Genomic DNA, 16,004 nt, shown 5'->3' with positions numbered 1-16,004 from the left:
ATTGTTTATGAGCGTATTTAAACAAAAAGAGCCTTGTTATTCAAAAACAACGAGGCTCTTTATTTATGGGTTTAATGAGTTACATACTCTTCTACATCCTCTACCTCTGCCAGCATTTGGTCATTGATATGGCTCAGACGCACTTTTTTTAATTCATTGATTAACAAGGGGTCATATTTGGCAGTTACCCGTACATAATTTTCGGTAAATCCTTCCATTTGCCCTTCATTTATATCTTTCTCAAACAATACTGTGTACTCCTTACCCAATTGTTGCTCATAAAAATAACGCCGTTTTTTGTCTGACAAAATGTGCAACATTTTTGACCGTTTGGCTCTTTCCTCTTTAGGTACTACAGGTTTTATTTCCAGTGCGTGGGTATTGGTGCGCTCCGAATAAGTAAATACATGTAAGTAAGAAATATCCAGTTCATTTAAGAAGTTGTATGTATCTAAAAAATCTTCTTCAGTTTCGCCCGGAAAGCCCACAATTACATCTACCCCAATACAGCAATGTGGCATCAGTTCTTTGATTTTATTTACCCGATCTACATACAGCTCGCGTTCATAGCGACGGCGCATTGCCTTGAGTATTTTGTTGGAGCCCGACTGCAGCGGAATATGGAAGTGAGGAACAAAACGCTTGGATTGAGCGGTAAACTCTATGACATCGTTCGACAACAAGTTGGGTTCAATAGATGAGATACGAATGCGTTCCAGGCCATCTACTTCATCAAGCGCTTTTACCAAGTCGATGAAACGTTCCTTGCGTCTACCCTCTTGAATGCCAAAATCTCCAATGTTTACTCCAGTCAGTACTACTTCTTTTACCTCAGTTTGTCCTATCTTGTGTGCCGATGCGATGATATTATCAATACTATCACTACGGCTTTTACCACGTGCCAAAGGAATGGTACAAAACGAGCAATTATAGTTACAACCATCCTGCACTTTCAAAAAAGTACGGGTACGGTCACCCATTGAATGCGAATGAGCAAAAGTATCTGCATTGGTTACTTCTTGTACCAATACTTCGGGTTGGGCAGGTTTTACAAAGGTGCCCAACAGGTCAAGCAAACGAAACTTTTCAGAAGCCCCTAATACTGCATCTACGCCCGGAATCCCAGAAATTTCTTTGGGCTTGAGTTGGGCGTAACAGCCAATGATGGCTACATAACCATCTGGTGATATTTTTTTGGCTTCTTTTACCACTTTGCGGCATTTTTTATCAGCATTTGCGGTGACAGAGCAAGTGTTGATAATGAATATATCAGGAGAATTGTTAAAGTCTACCTTTTTATAACCTCTGCTTTCAAATTGGCGGGCTATAGTAGAGGTTTCAGAAAAATTGAGTTTGCACCCCAAAGTATAAAATGCTACTTTTTTCATCTCAATGGTTTGATTATTAATTCAAGTAACGAGGTATTGTTGTACTTTTCCTAACTACTAGAGAGTTTTAAGCAAAGTAGTAACAAACTATGGTCTAAAATCATTATTTATCTGTTCAAAAGCATACGAGGCTTATCGCCTTTTTATACTCCGTCACTTGGGTGATTAAATTATCCAGGCTGTTGCCTTACAGTAATTAATTCACAAAAGTACAAAATTTTGCTGATGAAAGGTGTACGGTGTAATGAATGAAGAAAAAGAGGAGGGGAAAACAAAAGAAAAGCCCTGACTAGACTATTCTGTTCAGGGCTTATGACAATTATTTAAAAGGTAAAAATGGTTGGACTAGTCAAGCAATCGTTGGAAAAGATTGAGTTTTTCTCCATTGATAATTTTTGCCACTATTTCGGCACGCTTACGAATTTTGCGAACATGGTGTTTTTTCAAAGACACACTTTCTACTTTTCGGGTAAATAACTCTCCTTTTTTAGTAGTTTTTTTTGTTTTGACCGAAGACTCGAAAATCTCGTGGATGGTTTCCAGGTAGTCTTGGGCGTCTTTCAAAGGAGTACAGTGTTTAGAAAGTTTCCACAACATTTCGGCTACAGCTGCCTCGTCTGCTATTGCAAATAACACACCTGCTTCGTGTTCGCCATCGATTACTTTTGCGCAATTTTTTTCTAGTTTAACAGCCCATTTGTAAGCACTAAAAGCACTGTCTACTATGCCCTGAGCACTTTTATTTTTGGCAATACAGGTCAGTATCTCCTGGTCATTTGTCTTATGTTTTTGTGCCAAGAGGTTTGCAGGTAATACATACAATATAATCATCAGTCCTAATAAGCAAGCAGTTTTTTTATGCATATATGTTTGTTTTGTTAGTAAATACAAAGATGTGTATTTTTGGTAAAGACAATACACATCTGTGAAACCTACAAAAAAAAACGAACTATGCAAATAATGATTGCATCATTACAAATTTTTAACAAGTAACATTACAGTTTGAGCGTTCTTTTCATTTTCCTAATGTTTTTTCTTACTTCTTTAATTGTCTTGTAAGTACCTACCACTTTAGTACGCACAATGGTTTCGGTATTGTCGCCAAACAAAGCATTGTCTTGGTTTGTTAGTTTTTTGGTAACTACCTCAGTAACTACGTGTTTTTTAAAAACTCCCATGAGGTTAGTCAAAGGAATCCTCAGCTTTTCGAGTTCAGGGCACCCACCCAACATAGAATGCAATGCCTCTACAATATGTTGTTGGTGTACTACTTCTTTTACGGTGAGATGGTGCCTACGCAACTCTTCGTTGGTGCTTGCCTTATGTAACTGTAGCACCCAATGCGAAATACTAAAAGTGCTATGTAATACTCGTTTGGCATTGGGGTGAGTTTCCAATGCTTTTTGTATTCCGACGTCAGTTTTTTCGGCCGTTGAATTTTGAGCCTGGACAAACATCATAGTACATAAGAACAATGTACAAAAGGTAAAAACTTGTTTCATTGTTATCATTTTTTTGTAAAAAATAAGGCTTACTCAATAAAGTTAAATGAATGGTACTTTATAGAAATAAGCCTGTGATTAGGTTGTTGTAATGATGGGGGCTTAATATTTTTTTGGCTTTAAGCCAGAGTATTTACGAAGCTTATTTGCCAGGTCTCGTAGCTTTTTGGCACTTTTTACATCCATTGCTACTCCGGTCTCGGTAGTGGTGTTATCACCAAATAAAGCATTGTTCTGATTTTTGCTTTTGGTAGTTTCTTTTTCGGCTACCACCTTGGTGTCATAAATAGCCACCATCTCGCCCAAATACTTTTTTATTTTTCCTTTTTTATCCTTCAGATATTTACAATCTCCTTTTGACAGTTCGTGTAAAATTTTGACTGCTTTAGCCTGCCTACCTATTACTCCTACTGCCTTGCGTCCTTTTTTAGCTGCCTGGTTGGCATTTTTCACATAATAGGCTGTCCACTTCGCAAAAGGAAATTTCTCAGTTTTATCATAAGGTTGCATAATTTTATAAGCATCCAGTAAGTCTTTCTTTTGTGCATCAGAGGCACAGTTGCGTATTCCCAGGTTCAGCAGTTTTACTTCTTTCGACTGTGCGCTTACAGTTTGGTAAGCTCCCATCAGTAGGGTTAACAATGCAATAAATAGTGAGTTTTTTATGAAGTTTTTTTTCATGTTGGTAAAATTTAAATAAGTTACTATTGAACTTTGGATAAAGGTTTTTAAAGATGATAGTGACTGAATAAATTTAGCAAGTATCATTGCCAAAACCTAACCCAGGTAACGAAACCTGTCTTCCAAACAATCAAATTGTTTGTGAGGATTAACCAAAAGGTAATGATTCGTTTTTTGAAACGTACAAATAACTATTTTGATACATGAAAATCACTAAGCTACAGCTATATACCAATCAATTACAGGATCTAAAAGTATTTTATGTAATGGTGCTTGGTTTTGAGCTACAAAATGAAAATGAAACAGCTTTTACTCTTAAGGCAGGCAATTCTTTGCTAGAGTTTAGGTGGAATCCTCCCGGTGAAAACACCAACCCTTCCTATCACTTTGCATTCAATATTCCTGAAAATCAAATAGAAGAAGCTCGACGTTGGCTGTATATGCGTAGCATACCTTTGCTTAAGCACGAGGGGGACGATATCTTAGATTTCCCTCACTGGAACGCCAACGCCTTGTATTTTCTTGATCCATCAAATAATATTGTAGAGTTTATCGCCCGACACGACCTAAATAATACTTCTGATGCACCATTTAGTGCTCAAAGCATTTGTTCTGTAAGTGAAATAGGTTTGCCTGTGCCCAACCTGCCTGGCATGCACCAGCAGGTAAAAGAAAAGCTGGGCTTATCTATTTATAGCAAAGTAGGCAATACCACCAATTTTTGCCCTATGGGTACCCCTGATGGTCTATTTATTATCGTACGTACCAACCGTACCTGGTTGCCTACTGAATTGCCCAATGGGGTGTACCCTACTGTGGTAACTATTGAGGGTGAAACACCTGACGAACTTACCTTTGAAGAAGTCCCCTACATTGTCAGAGTGGCACATTCTTAAGAAAAGTTTGGGTAACTTTTCTGTTATACAAACTATTTTTTAGGGTGAAGTCTACATCTATGATTAGCCTATAGTTTTTAGGCAGTTACTTTGTAAATCGTTGTTTATAAACTAATAAATATGTACTTCAGAAGCATCAGAAAGAGCCTGACTGTTTAGTTTTTGCGAGTAAAAATGCTTAACTTTTTTCATTGAAAATATAAAAAAACTGCCTAATATTTGTAATTGTGCGAGGCAGTTTTATATATTTGTATCGCAAACGATATAAACGTAAACGATTTAATTTAACAATACGATGAAAACATTATATAAAGCACAAGCAACAGCTACTGGAGGTAGAAATGGTCAAGTAAAGTCATCTGATGATGTACTAAACCTGGAAGTACGTATGCCCAAAGAGTTGGGGGGAACAGGGGGAGATTTTACCAACCCTGAGCAACTGTTTGCGGCAGGCTATGCTGCTTGCTTTGACAGTGCCTTGAACCATGTGGCCCGTCAGCAAAAAATTTCAATAAAAAATACTGAAGTAACTGCTACTGTAGGAATTGGCTCTATACCTTCCGGAGGGTTTGGATTAGAAGTAGCTCTAGAAGTGAAAATCCCTGGTTTGGCGCGTGATGTTGCCGAAAAACTCTTGCAAACTGCACATCAGGTATGCCCTTATTCTAATGCTACCCGCAACAACATTGAGGTAAGCCTTACATTGGTAAACGAAGAGTTGGTATAAGCCCTTTGACACCATTGATTACCTTTCGGTAAAAGAATACTTAAATATCAAAGCATCAGGAAATCCGTTTTCCTGATGCTTTTTGCGTATTTTAGCGTTTTGAAATAAATCAATATATATGAAACAAGACGAACTATTAAAGCTCGAAAACCAAATTTGTTTTCCTATGTATGTAGCATCGCGCATGATTACACGAGCTTACCAACCTATGCTGGATGCCATGGGTATTACCTATCCTCAATATTTGGTCTTAATGGCTTTGTGGGAAAAAGATGAACAAACTGTAAATGAAATCGGGCAACAGTTATACCTAAACACCAACACCATTACTCCCTTGCTTAAACGTATGGAGAAAACAGGTATAGTAGCACGTACTCGCTCTAAAAAGGACGAACGAAAAGTGATGATTACATTGACTGAAGCAGGGCAAGCGCTCAAAGAGCAGGCGTATTGTATACCAGAACAAATTTTGAATAAAACTGGATTACCTATTGAAGGGATAAGTCAACTAAAACAGCAAATTTATGGTTTGATAAGGCAAATGGAAAATATAGAGCAACAGGAAAGTTAGTCAGGTGCCATCTCAATGTATTTGGTGATGAATACAATACCCAAGTACTTTGTTTAAAACAATTATAATATTTCTGGCATTTAAACGGCTCAGAGTAGCTTTATCAAGGGCACTTGTTAAAAGTTGCCCTTGACTATAAATTACTTTTGTTTATCAATCAAATATTTGATAGCAAGTTCGTAGCCTTTGAGCCCTAACCCAGTAATTACTCCTATGCAATTAGTGGCAGAGTAACTATGCTGACGAAACCCCTCTCTGGCATGAATATTAGAAATGTGTACTTCTACCACTGGTGTGGTGACAGCAGCTATTGCATCAGCAATGGCCACCGAGGTATGGGTATAAGCGGCACCATTGAGTACAATACCATCATACTCATAACCAATCTCATGGATATGGTCTATAATGCCCCCTTCGTGGTTAGACTGAAAATACGTAAGAATGGCTTGTTGATCAAACTTTTCTTTCAGTGTGCTGAAGTAGTCGTCAAAAGTTTGGTTGCCATAAATGTCTACTTCACGCTTGCCCAATAAGTTGAGGTTGGGACCATTGATAATAGCGATTGTCATTGTGTTGAAAAGCTTAAAAGTATCGTGATAACCAGGTAGTTTTTGCCGGAGCTTGCCACTGGCTATTCAATTCTCCCACATTGTTTACTAGGTTATTAAATATGGTAGTATTTGCCGTAATCACTCCTTCATTTACTTGTTGTTTCAAACTTTTTACTGGAGTAGTTTTTACGGTATCTCCCTCAAGATAAGCTACTTCAGTGCGTACAAATAAGCTTAGGTTATAATGTTTTTCAAGTTCTTGCACAAAACGAACTGAAGCATCTATAGAACAACCACTTGCTTGATTGTGGTTTTCGTCTACAGCAAGTACCACAAATCGGTCAGGGAATACCTTCGCCGATGCTTTCAGGTCTTTAGAGTGTACCGTCCATTGGTCTACAAATGTTTTGAGGTGTTGTTCCATTTCAGCTTTTTCGCTGTCAGTCAAAGCGCGATCTGCCTGATATACCCAAACACGGGCATGATCGGGCATTTCTTCAAAAGGTGTATACATTTTTCTTGGATTTTTCTTGGATAGGCAAGATAATTTAGCTTTTGGCAACAAACAATTAAGAGGGCAGTTTTTTGAGGGTTGATTGTGCTTCCTGCTTTTGCCAACCAATCATTTGTTTGGTAGGGTTAAATACTCTGCCCAGCTTTTAACAGTCCAGCAGGTAGCTTTAGTTTTTAAAAGTACTGTCCTTGCCTTTTTTTGTGTCTTCACCATAGCCGTCAGGTTAATATTTTTTTCGCTCTGTGAAACGTCTTTTGGTGCCCAAACTTTGGCGATTCGATCAACGCGTGGAGACACTCGCTGAGGTGCTGATGGTATTTTTAAGCGACTTTTCTGCATTTTTATTGTTTTCCTCTTAACCTGATAGCGATGGTGTCTTCACCAATTGATAAATTCCGCTATATGGAGCCAATCGAAAACCTAAAATAAGTTGTTTTTTGGGCACCAATGCATATTAGTATTGCAAGTTGAAGCCATTTTACAAACTTTTAGGGTTTTATATCACATTGATTTTTAGGGGCTTATAAAATTTTCAGATAGAAGTAGGACCTTATTTTTTTTGTAAAAAACCACCGTCTGTGATGGTGGTCATGTAAATTTGGTTTTACCATTTTTTTTAACCAAAATTTACAAACAATGAGTAAATATCGTCAATTAACTCATACTTTCTATAAGTGTGGCTATCATATTGTGTGGACTCCCAAGTACCGTTATCGGGTTCTTCGTGGAGAAATATCTTCTTTACTTCATCGTTACATCCATCTGTTGAGCTTAGCACAGCAAAGCTACCTCGATGAGCCGGGATTTAGAAATAGCTTCGGTTGATTAATGTTGGTATTCAGACAATGGGTCAAAATCTGTCCAAAAAACCATCTTTGTTTAAGTATAAATAGAAGTTTAAAGTGGGGGCACCAACCTGACTACTTATTATTAATTATTATTGAATTTAAAAATAGAGTAAAACCCGATTTCAAACAGCTTTTTGAGCTTATTACTAATGATCAAAAAAAAACGCCTACTTCATCGAAGTAGGCGTTTCCATTAAAAATAATAAAGTGTTAAACAGGTGTATTTGAATAAAATTCTTTTGTCACTTATACATTCTACCAAGAATGAAAAAGTAACCGGAATAATAAAACTATCTTAAAGTTTTTTTGATAAAACTTGTGATTTACAAGTTAAGTTATTGATTATCAATAATTTATTTTTGTAAAAAAAATCTGCTTTATTAGAAAAAAGATTCAGATAGAGATACAAACCTATTAAATTTTGTTTACAAACAGTTATACAACCTTTATTTTTATAAAATATTTTTCTTATCCTAAATTATTTATACAGAAAATACTATTCCACTTTCTAAAGATTTTTAGGTAACATTTATAAATTTGCGAAAAATGAATAGCAGTATTGAGCATATTTGTTTGTATCAAAAATGTTGCTGGCGTCAAAATTCAATCAATGTGGTAGCTTTCCTGATATATCAGGAAGATCACCATTTGGCAGGAAGCTGCCAGATGGAACACTTAATTAAAACAATTATTCAATACTCAAATGGTTAGTGAATATGAGCGTAGAAACTAAAAATCCACAGGCCACTCAGGTTCTTTCTGAAAGAATCAACCGTTTGGCAGAGTCTGCCACCATCGCAATGGCAAAAAAAGCCCGTGAACTGGAAGCCAAAGGACAGGCTGTAATTAAGCTTAACTTTGGTGAGCCCGATTTTCAAACCCCTGATCACATCAAAGCTGCAGCTAAACAAGCAATTGATGATGGTTTTACTTTTTATACGCCTGTTTCAGGGTATCCACAGCTTCGTCAGGCAATTGCCGATAAGCTGAAGCGAGACAATGGGCTTCAATGGGAAGCTGAAAATATTGTGGTTTCTACTGGTGCCAAACAGTCACTTGCCAACGTATTGATGTGCTTGCTTAATCCGGGCGATGAGGTAGTAGTATTTGCCCCTTATTGGGTAACTTATCGTGAGATAATCAAAGTAGCTGAGGGTGAGCCTGTAATGGTGAGCGGAAGCCTTGAAAACAACTTTAAAGTTACTCCAGAACAGCTTAAAGCTGCCATTACCCCAAAAACCAAAGCCATTTTATATTCTTCGCCCAGTAACCCTACTGGTTCGGTATACAGCAAAGATGAGCTAAGGGCTTTGGCTGATGTGCTCAAAGCACATGAAGATGTATTTGTAATTGCCGATGAAATCTACGAGTATGTGATTTTTCAGGATGAATACGTAAGCATGGGAGCATTTGAAGATATGCATGATAGAGTCGTTACTGTCAATGGTTTCTCAAAAGGCTTTGCCATGACCGGATGGAGAGTAGGGTACTTGGCTGCACCTACCTGGTTGGCCAGTGCTTGCGACAAGCTGCAAGGGCAATTTACCTCAGGTACTTGTTCTATTGCCCAAAAAGCCGCGTATGCTGCCATTACTGGCGACTTGGCACCTAGCCACGACATGGCTAAAGCTTATTTGCGTCGCCGCGACTTGGTGCTTGACCTGATGAAAGACATCAAGGGTTTTAAAACTTATTTGCCTGATGGGGCATTTTATATTTTCCCTGATGTGAGCTATTATTATGGCAAAAGTGATGGTAAAAACACCATCAATAATTCTATAGACTTGTGTATGTACATTTTGAACAATGCACATGTATCGTTAGTGCCTGGCGAAGCCTTCGGAGCTGATAACTGCTTGCGTTTTTCGTTTGCAGCATCTGACGAAGACTTAAAAACAGCCATGCAGCGGATTAAAACAGTATTAGAGAAACTAAACTAGAAGTAAGCTATTAGCCTCAGCTACAGGCTACAGGTCGCATTATATTACCTGTAGCTTGTACTTTGGTAATGTAGGCTAAACAGCTCATTAAGATATGCAATACGACTCGATAGAAGCAATATTTAACGCTTTTTCTCAGCAAAGGATATTAATTATAGGCGATGTAATGGTAGACTCCTACCTTTGGGGAAAAGTAGAGCGTATTTCTCCTGAAGCTCCAGTGCCCATTGTGCAGGTTCAACAGCGCGAAAAAAGATTGGGTGGAGCCGCCAATGTAGCGATGAATATACAGGCATTGGGTGCTGAGCCTGTGCTATGCTCGGTGATAGGGAATGATGGCAGTGGTACCGATTTGCTCAATTTGCTTGATGCCCACCAACTACCCAAAGAAGGTATGCTGCAAAGTAAAGAGCGCATTACCACTATCAAACACCGCATTTTGTCGGGGCACCAACATATCTTGCGGGTAGATCATGAACATACAACAAACCTTACTCCTACAGAAACCCACAATTTGTTGGCGTTGGTTAAAAAACTGGCTGATTCTTGTCATGCCATTATTTTTGAAGATTATGACAAAGGGGTATTAGGTGAAGAGTTGATCCAGGGGGTCATCGAATATGCCAATGCAAAAGGGATTCCTACCATTGTCGATCCCAAAAAGAAGAACTTTTTGAATTACACTGGCGCTACCTTGTTTAAGCCTAATTTAAAGGAACTAAAAGATGGATTGAAAATTGAGTTTAACGCCAAAGATGCCAACGAATTAAAAGACGCAGTGGCCAAGCTGAAGCAAACACTTCAGGTAAAACAAGCCCTTGTAACTTTATCAGAGCTAGGCGTTTATATGGACAATGGGAAAGACAAAGTACACATCCCGGCACATTTGCGCTCGATTGCAGATGTATCGGGGGCAGGTGATACACTTGTGAGTGTAGCAGCCTTGTGTTTGGCATTGAATACCTCTCCTCGATTTACTGCAGCCTTGTCGAACCTGGCAGGTGGGCTCGTTTGTGAACATCTTGGAGTAGTATCTATAGATAAGCAATTGTTATTGAACGAAGCAATCAAACATAATATACTCCAGCCATGAATCAAAGAGCAAGGTTTATAGAACAACTCAATCACCTGTTGTATAGTAACCAAGAGCGTATTGCCCATATTTTACGCATCATTAATAATGTAAACACCTCAGCCATTATAGTGTTGCTGCTGTATTGTTATGGAGCAGACCTCGAAGCAGATGATATCTCGTCAGTGTTTAACTGGCTAGAGTTGAATATTTTTGTCTATGCCTTGCACTTCTTAGTTCGTTGGTTGTACGCCCTCAATAGGCGAGTATTTATTACAGAAAACCTCTTTGAAACCATACTGGTAGGTGTTTTCTTATTCGTAGGACTCACCAATGCCTTGGGATTATACCTGTTTTATAATATTTTTCTTTTACTGGAGTTTGCCGATTATCGGGTATTCTATGAATCGATCATTGCCACTTATTTGGTGGCGTTGCTTTCTTACTCAGTGGTACGTTCGAGTCAGGCAGTTTCTGACCTTAAAATTAACCCAGCCACCACCTTCATTGCAAGTTTTATTCTCTTGATATTGATAGGTACCGGCTTGTTGATGATGCCAGCCATGTCTACTGCTCCTGGTGGCGTCAACTTTCTGGATGCCCTGTTTACCTCTACCAGTGCTTCTTGTGTAACCGGATTGTCGGTGATTTCTGCAGCATCAGATTTTAGCGTCAAAGGGCAAATTGTGATCCTCTTTTTGATTCAATTGGGAGGAATTGGAATTGTATCATTTGCCACTTTTTTTGCTACTTTTTTGAGCCAGGGAGTAGGCATCAAGCAGCAGGCAATTATTCAGGATGTGTTGAGTAGCGAAAGCCTTTCATCGGCACGTAACCTTTTGAAACAGGTAATTGTGCTTACTTTTATTATTGAGGTGTTGGGTAGCATTGCTGTGTTTATGACCTGGAACAAGGACGTGGTTTTTTATACCCCTGAATACAAAACAGAAATTACCCTCAATAAACCTTTTATTGATACTACGAACACTGTGCAGCCTAACACTGTAGATACAGTGAAAATTGATACTGCTGAGATAAATATTGATGAAGGTTTGCCTACTTTTGGCGAAGAAAAAGAAGTGGCTCAAGTGTCTACTGACAGCACCAAAAAAGACGAAACTAATACAGGTACTGTGGCAAGTACTGACCCCTCTAACACTGGAGTACCTGCCAATTTAAGAATCAACAATAGCCTGGGTAATAAGATCTATTTCTCTGTTTTTCACTCCATTTCGGCATTTTGTAATGCTGGGTTTAGTTTGTTTCCTGATGGTTTGTACCAAAAAGGAGTACGTAGTAGTTATATTCTACATTTGGTGTTTGTGCTTATCATTACCTTTGGTAGTTTGGGCTTTTCAGCAATACAAGATATTTTTTCACCCAAAAACATGCGTGAAAGACTGGCAATGCCCTGGAAGCAATGGTCACTGGGTACCCGCATTGCCGTAAACATGACCTTATTTTTAACTATTTTGGGAGCCGTAGGTTTCTACTTCTTAGAGCAAGGCAAACCAGCCCTTCAGGATAAAAACTTGCTAGAGTCAATCATTACATCTTTGTTTCAGTCTGCCACTACCCGTACTGCAGGTTTCAATACGGTTGAGCTTGGACTGTCTACCCCTTCTTTGCCCAGTTACATTATGATCATATTTCTGATGTTTATTGGAGCCGCTCCAGGGTCTACCGGAGGAGGAATTAAAACTACTACTTTTCTGCTTTTAATTATGTCGGCAATAGCTAATATACAAGGTAAGAAAACTGTAGATTTAGGGAGACGTCAAATTGCTCAAGATGTCATTTCACGTGCTTTCTCTATTGTGGCGTTTGCTATTACCTACAATTTTGTTTGTATGTTTATTTTGGCAATTACCCAACCTAATGCCCCTTTGCTACAGCTGTTCTTTGAGCAAATCTCTGCATTTGCTACAGTAGGTTTAAGTACAGGTATCACGGGCAACTTAACCGAAGGAAGCAAAATTGTGATCATTACGAGCATGTACATAGGCAGGGTAGGAACATTAACGCTTGCACTTGCCTTAAGTAAAAAAGTAATTAGTACCTCGTATAAATATCCTACTGCGCATGTAATGGTAGGTTAGTGTGAACTCAACTGTAGTTAAACCTAATAAAAAAGTCTATATTTACAATCAATTATTTTGGCTTAGTTTGGTCATCCTGACTTGATGCTACTGCTTGGTTTGAGTTAGAAGGCGTTTATTTTGTGATATTTCAAATATACCCAACAATGAATAATTAGGTTGACACACTCCAGTTCAACAACATCTTTTAGTATAGCTAATAAGTGATCATTCACCTCAAAGGTTTCCTGTATCTTATCTTGAGGTTATTACCAGCTTCCCAGCCCTAATAATACATGAATGTCCTCTTTGTTTTCTGTAAATTGTATAATTTGTTCTTGTATTAATCGTAAATTAATTAGGTGTTAAAACTTTAATGAACCATAAAACATCGCATAAAAATAACCCCAATGCTTAAAAACGGCTAATAATTGTGCCCTTAGTAAAGCATTTAGGCTTTTAAGCAGTCAAAGTCGCTACTTTCAAGTGAGTTTACTCAAAGCTCACGTTTTGCTAATTGTTCAGAAATCCATTGAATAAGAAAAATTTGTATATTTACCACAGGCTTCTTAAAGGATTGGTTAAATTCTGCTGCCAGTGATAAACTCATTTTTTTTAGCTTGAATTGTAAGGTTTGACCAAATTTTAAAACATATAAGTACCAAGGCAGAATTAAACATACCTAATGAGTAGATGTAACTGTCTTACAATGAATAAGTTGCTCTTATTTTTAGCTAATTACACCGATATTTATCGGTATCTAAGGACTTGCTACTACTTACTCCATATAACTTTTACTCAAAACAATGAATTCAGAAAATAAAAAACGCATTATTCAAACCAGTGACATAGCCAAAACTTACCATATGGGAAGTGAAGTAGTCAAGGCGCTTAAGTCTATCTCTATTGATATTTATCAGGGAGAGTATGTGGCTTTTATGGGACCTTCGGGTTCTGGTAAGTCTACATTGATGAATATTATAGGTTGTTTGGATACGCCCACCAGTGGCACTTATATCCTGAACGACAATGATGTAAGTGACTTGACTGAAAACGAGTTGGCAGAGATTAGAAATAAAGAAATTGGGTTTGTTTTCCAGACATTTAACTTATTACCCCGAAACACTGCCCTTGAAAACGTAGCCTTACCACTGATATATGCAGGGTATAATAAATATGACCGGGAGGAAAAAGCCTTATCTGCCCTTACAAGCGTAGGTTTGGGCGATCGTTACCGACATAAACCCAACGAAATGTCAGGAGGACAACGCCAACGAGTGGCAATTGCCAGGGCTTTGGTAAATGATCCCAGTATTATCCTTGCAGATGAACCCACAGGTAACCTGGATTCTAAAACTTCTTATGAGATTATGGACTTGTTTGATGAGTTGCACCAAAAAGGCAATACCATTATCATGGTAACGCACGAGGATGATATAGCCCATTATGCACATAGAATAGTGCGTTTACGCGACGGGTTGGTAGAAACAGACATCATCAATACCAATGTTACTCGTCCCGAAAAGCCTACTTCTATGCCTGAGTAGAAAATAAAAAAGAAACATAAGAACGCCTGAGTTGAGATAAAATTAATAGCATTGAGTAGCACACCTAAATAAGTAAACAAACTGATCAATTGATAGCACTATAAACATTCAATGAGAGCATACTGATGACCAGATGCTTATCAAGTATTATTAACCAATTATTACAATGACACCACTTGTTGCCGAATTACAAGGTTTGGAGGTATTTGAACAATTTGTGCTGGATGAAGCCCATCACCTCGAAAAAATTGAACAATACCTCAACCGTTTTAACTTGTTTGAAGTATTGGGGGTGGATACACAAACCCAACAACATTCTAACTTTATTGCCTGGTTGCTTGATCCTAAAGGCTCGCATGATATAGGGCAGTTTTTTTTGAAGCAACTCATCACTCACTTTCATTATTTGAGCAAACCTGACAAAATCAGGTATAGTTTGGGCGATTTTGAGAAAACCGAAATATTAAGGGACTATGAGGGAGTAGATATATTGGTGTTGAATGATGAAGTAAAGTTTACGATTTGCATCAAAAACTTTTTGGACATGCCATTGTACAACGCTGAAGAGGTACTGCAACACAACTACAAATTGATAGAAAACCGATGGCCAGGTGATGAATATACCAATTACTACCTGTATATTACCCCCCAGCATCCTTTGAGATTTATCAAACAAGAGGTTTATTTTCAACATTTGGCTTATAGTACCCTTAGGTCAATGATAAACCAGGTACTAACGCATGCTCACCTGGACACTCAAGTAGCATTTTTTATACAATCTTATGTTGATAGTGTAGATAAAAACATGATGGAGGACGACGAACACATTCGCCTGGCACAGCAAATTTATAAACGGCACCACAAGGCAATTGAGTTTATCATGCAGCATAAACCCAACTTGTCAGGAATATTTACGCAAGTAAGGCAGTATTTTCTTACCGAACGTCATACCGAGTATAAATTGCTTACGCCTAATGATGCACAGGTGATAAGAATATTGCCCCAGGAGGTGTACCCTATTTTTGTACGCGAGCAATTTGCTTCCTGGGAAGGTACAGGAGCTATGTTTGCCATTGAACTATTTTTTGAAGCAGAACGTATTTGGGCCCAATTCTGCTTTGGGGGTATTTGGGGGCATAAAAACAAACCTGAAGAAAAGCATCGTCTACAGCAAATCAAAACCAGGTATTTTGATCGAATGAAGACTTTTTCTTCGTTGCAAAGTGCGTTGGTACGCGATGCAAAACCTACCTCCAGTTATCCATCTATTGCTAACTTTACTTTGCTCAAAGCCGAGGAACTTTCGTTAGATACCCCCGATATGTTTGATGTTTTTTTAGAACGTTTCAAGTACTTCGAGCAAGAAGTTATTCGGCATTGGAAACACGAAGTTTTGCTTCACTTGCCATAAATTGAAAAATAATAGAGGTGATGTGAAACAAGCATAGTTCGTTTTCTGAATTCTGAAGCATGTCGGAGCCGTAGCTACGTGAGTTTTTTTAGGTAAAGTCAGCAGGCAAAAGCTCAAAGTCCTCCGAAAACAAGCTCGGAGCTGTGAGCCAAACTTGATTTGGGGAGGTCGGAATATGTGAGTAACTTAGTACCCAATGCACTAGTGTACCAGGCAATAAATAAATGTGGAATTAATTATTATCTTTGTGTGAGCAAAATTTAGCAATAATGAACAGA

At 38.3% G+C, this 16,004-nt stretch carries 15 protein-coding genes; 9 read left to right on the top strand and 6 right to left on the bottom strand.

Translation table 11 applies throughout. The features are described 5' to 3' along the window. Positions 1–71 precede the first annotated feature (71 nt). The 4 genes from mtaB to Q0954_RS14920 form a co-directional block, all read right to left on the bottom strand. Positions 72–1,388, bottom strand: coding sequence for a tRNA (N(6)-L-threonylcarbamoyladenosine(37)-C(2))-methylthiotransferase MtaB (gene mtaB, locus Q0954_RS14935; RefSeq protein ID WP_299458215.1), 1,317 nt, complete (start codon positions 1,386–1,388; stop codon positions 72–74). Positions 1,389–1,733: 345 nt separating this feature from the next. After that, complete coding sequence (locus Q0954_RS14930; protein ID WP_299458214.1) at positions 1,734–2,252, bottom strand: hypothetical protein; 519 nt, start codon at positions 2,250–2,252, stop codon at positions 1,734–1,736. Between the two features lie 131 nt (positions 2,253–2,383). Continuing rightward, complete coding sequence (locus tag Q0954_RS14925) at positions 2,384–2,890, bottom strand: hypothetical protein (RefSeq protein WP_299458212.1); 507 nt, start codon at positions 2,888–2,890, stop codon at positions 2,384–2,386. Positions 2,891–2,992: 102 nt separating this feature from the next. Next, the gene (locus tag Q0954_RS14920; RefSeq protein WP_299458210.1) at positions 2,993–3,571 is read right to left on the bottom strand and encodes a hypothetical protein; all 579 of its coding nucleotides are present in this window, start codon (positions 3,569–3,571) and stop codon (positions 2,993–2,995) included. A gap of 203 nt (positions 3,572–3,774) precedes the next feature. Between Q0954_RS14920 and Q0954_RS14915 the strand changes: the two genes are divergently transcribed. The 3 genes from Q0954_RS14915 (at position 3,775) to Q0954_RS14905 (ending at position 5,765) form a co-directional block, all read left to right on the top strand. After that, entirely contained in the window at positions 3,775–4,467 is a 693-nt protein-coding gene (locus Q0954_RS14915; protein ID WP_299458209.1) for a VOC family protein, read from the top strand. A gap of 295 nt (positions 4,468–4,762) precedes the next feature. After that, positions 4,763–5,194 (top strand): organic hydroperoxide resistance protein, encoded by a 432-nt coding sequence (locus tag Q0954_RS14910; RefSeq protein WP_299458208.1) that lies wholly within the window; start codon positions 4,763–4,765, stop codon positions 5,192–5,194. Positions 5,195–5,312: 118 nt separating this feature from the next. Then, entirely contained in the window at positions 5,313–5,765 is a 453-nt protein-coding gene (locus Q0954_RS14905) for a MarR family winged helix-turn-helix transcriptional regulator (protein WP_299458207.1), read from the top strand. A 140-nt stretch (positions 5,766–5,905) separates the two neighbouring features. Here the strand turns inward: Q0954_RS14905 and aroQ are convergent, their stop codons facing one another. Next, a complete protein-coding gene (gene aroQ / locus Q0954_RS14900) occupies positions 5,906–6,334 on the bottom strand; it encodes a type II 3-dehydroquinate dehydratase (protein ID WP_299458206.1) in 429 nt (142 codons plus the stop codon). 13 nt (positions 6,335–6,347) lie between these two features. Then, a complete protein-coding gene (locus Q0954_RS14895; RefSeq protein WP_299458204.1) occupies positions 6,348–6,830 on the bottom strand; it encodes a hypothetical protein in 483 nt (160 codons plus the stop codon). 636 nt (positions 6,831–7,466) lie between these two features. Here Q0954_RS14895 and Q0954_RS35065 point away from each other — a divergent pair. From Q0954_RS35065 to Q0954_RS14870, 6 genes are all read left to right on the top strand, one after another. After that, on the top strand, positions 7,467–7,655 hold the full coding sequence (locus tag Q0954_RS35065) for a transposase (protein WP_366916745.1): 189 nt from the start codon (positions 7,467–7,469) through the stop codon (positions 7,653–7,655). Positions 7,656–8,394: 739 nt separating this feature from the next. Next, the gene (locus tag Q0954_RS14890; protein WP_299458202.1) at positions 8,395–9,618 is read left to right on the top strand and encodes a pyridoxal phosphate-dependent aminotransferase; all 1,224 of its coding nucleotides are present in this window, start codon (positions 8,395–8,397) and stop codon (positions 9,616–9,618) included. A 94-nt stretch (positions 9,619–9,712) separates the two neighbouring features. Further along, positions 9,713–10,711, top strand: a complete 999-nt coding sequence (locus Q0954_RS14885; protein ID WP_299458200.1) for a bifunctional heptose 7-phosphate kinase/heptose 1-phosphate adenyltransferase — start codon at positions 9,713–9,715, stop codon at positions 10,709–10,711. Beyond that, the gene (locus tag Q0954_RS14880) at positions 10,708–12,789 is read left to right on the top strand and encodes a TrkH family potassium uptake protein (RefSeq protein ID WP_299458196.1); all 2,082 of its coding nucleotides are present in this window, start codon (positions 10,708–10,710) and stop codon (positions 12,787–12,789) included. Before Q0954_RS14885 ends, Q0954_RS14880 begins: the two co-directional genes overlap by 4 nt. A 785-nt stretch (positions 12,790–13,574) precedes the next feature. Beyond that, a complete protein-coding gene (locus Q0954_RS14875; protein WP_002698620.1) occupies positions 13,575–14,315 on the top strand; it encodes an ABC transporter ATP-binding protein in 741 nt (246 codons plus the stop codon). Positions 14,316–14,481: 166 nt separating this feature from the next. Then, on the top strand, positions 14,482–15,726 hold the full coding sequence (locus Q0954_RS14870) for a PD-(D/E)XK nuclease family protein (RefSeq protein WP_299458193.1): 1,245 nt from the start codon (positions 14,482–14,484) through the stop codon (positions 15,724–15,726). Positions 15,727–16,004: the final 278 nt, after the last annotated feature.

Source organism: uncultured Microscilla sp., from assembly GCF_947493425.1.
Classification (GTDB): Bacteria; Bacteroidota; Bacteroidia; order Cytophagales; family Microscillaceae; genus Microscilla.
This window is presented reverse-complemented; position numbering and strand designations above follow the sequence as displayed.

Excerpts from the sequence above, each read along its gene's own strand:
- mtaB (WP_299458215.1), bottom strand. The coding sequence starts at position 1,388 with ATGAAAAAAGTAGCATTTTATACTTTGGGGTGCAAACTCAATTTTTCT.
- Q0954_RS14930 (WP_299458214.1), bottom strand. The coding sequence starts at position 2,252 with ATGCATAAAAAAACTGCTTGCTTATTAGGACTGATGATTATATTGTAT.
- Q0954_RS14925 (WP_299458212.1), bottom strand. The coding sequence starts at position 2,890 with ATGAAACAAGTTTTTACCTTTTGTACATTGTTCTTATGTACTATGATG.
- Q0954_RS14920 (WP_299458210.1), bottom strand. The coding sequence starts at position 3,571 with ATGAAAAAAAACTTCATAAAAAACTCACTATTTATTGCATTGTTAACC.
- Q0954_RS14915 (WP_299458209.1), top strand. The coding sequence starts at position 3,775 with ATGAAAATCACTAAGCTACAGCTATATACCAATCAATTACAGGATCTA.
- Q0954_RS14910 (WP_299458208.1), top strand. The coding sequence starts at position 4,763 with ATGAAAACATTATATAAAGCACAAGCAACAGCTACTGGAGGTAGAAAT.
- Q0954_RS14905 (WP_299458207.1), top strand. The coding sequence starts at position 5,313 with ATGAAACAAGACGAACTATTAAAGCTCGAAAACCAAATTTGTTTTCCT.
- aroQ (WP_299458206.1), bottom strand. The coding sequence starts at position 6,334 with ATGACAATCGCTATTATCAATGGTCCCAACCTCAACTTATTGGGCAAG.
- Q0954_RS14895 (WP_299458204.1), bottom strand. The coding sequence starts at position 6,830 with ATGTATACACCTTTTGAAGAAATGCCCGATCATGCCCGTGTTTGGGTA.
- Q0954_RS35065 (WP_366916745.1), top strand. The coding sequence starts at position 7,467 with ATGAGTAAATATCGTCAATTAACTCATACTTTCTATAAGTGTGGCTAT.
- Q0954_RS14890 (WP_299458202.1), top strand. The coding sequence starts at position 8,395 with ATGAGCGTAGAAACTAAAAATCCACAGGCCACTCAGGTTCTTTCTGAA.
- Q0954_RS14885 (WP_299458200.1), top strand. The coding sequence starts at position 9,713 with ATGCAATACGACTCGATAGAAGCAATATTTAACGCTTTTTCTCAGCAA.
- Q0954_RS14880 (WP_299458196.1), top strand. The coding sequence starts at position 10,708 with ATGAATCAAAGAGCAAGGTTTATAGAACAACTCAATCACCTGTTGTAT.
- Q0954_RS14875 (WP_002698620.1), top strand. The coding sequence starts at position 13,575 with ATGAATTCAGAAAATAAAAAACGCATTATTCAAACCAGTGACATAGCC.
- Q0954_RS14870 (WP_299458193.1), top strand. The coding sequence starts at position 14,482 with ATGACACCACTTGTTGCCGAATTACAAGGTTTGGAGGTATTTGAACAA.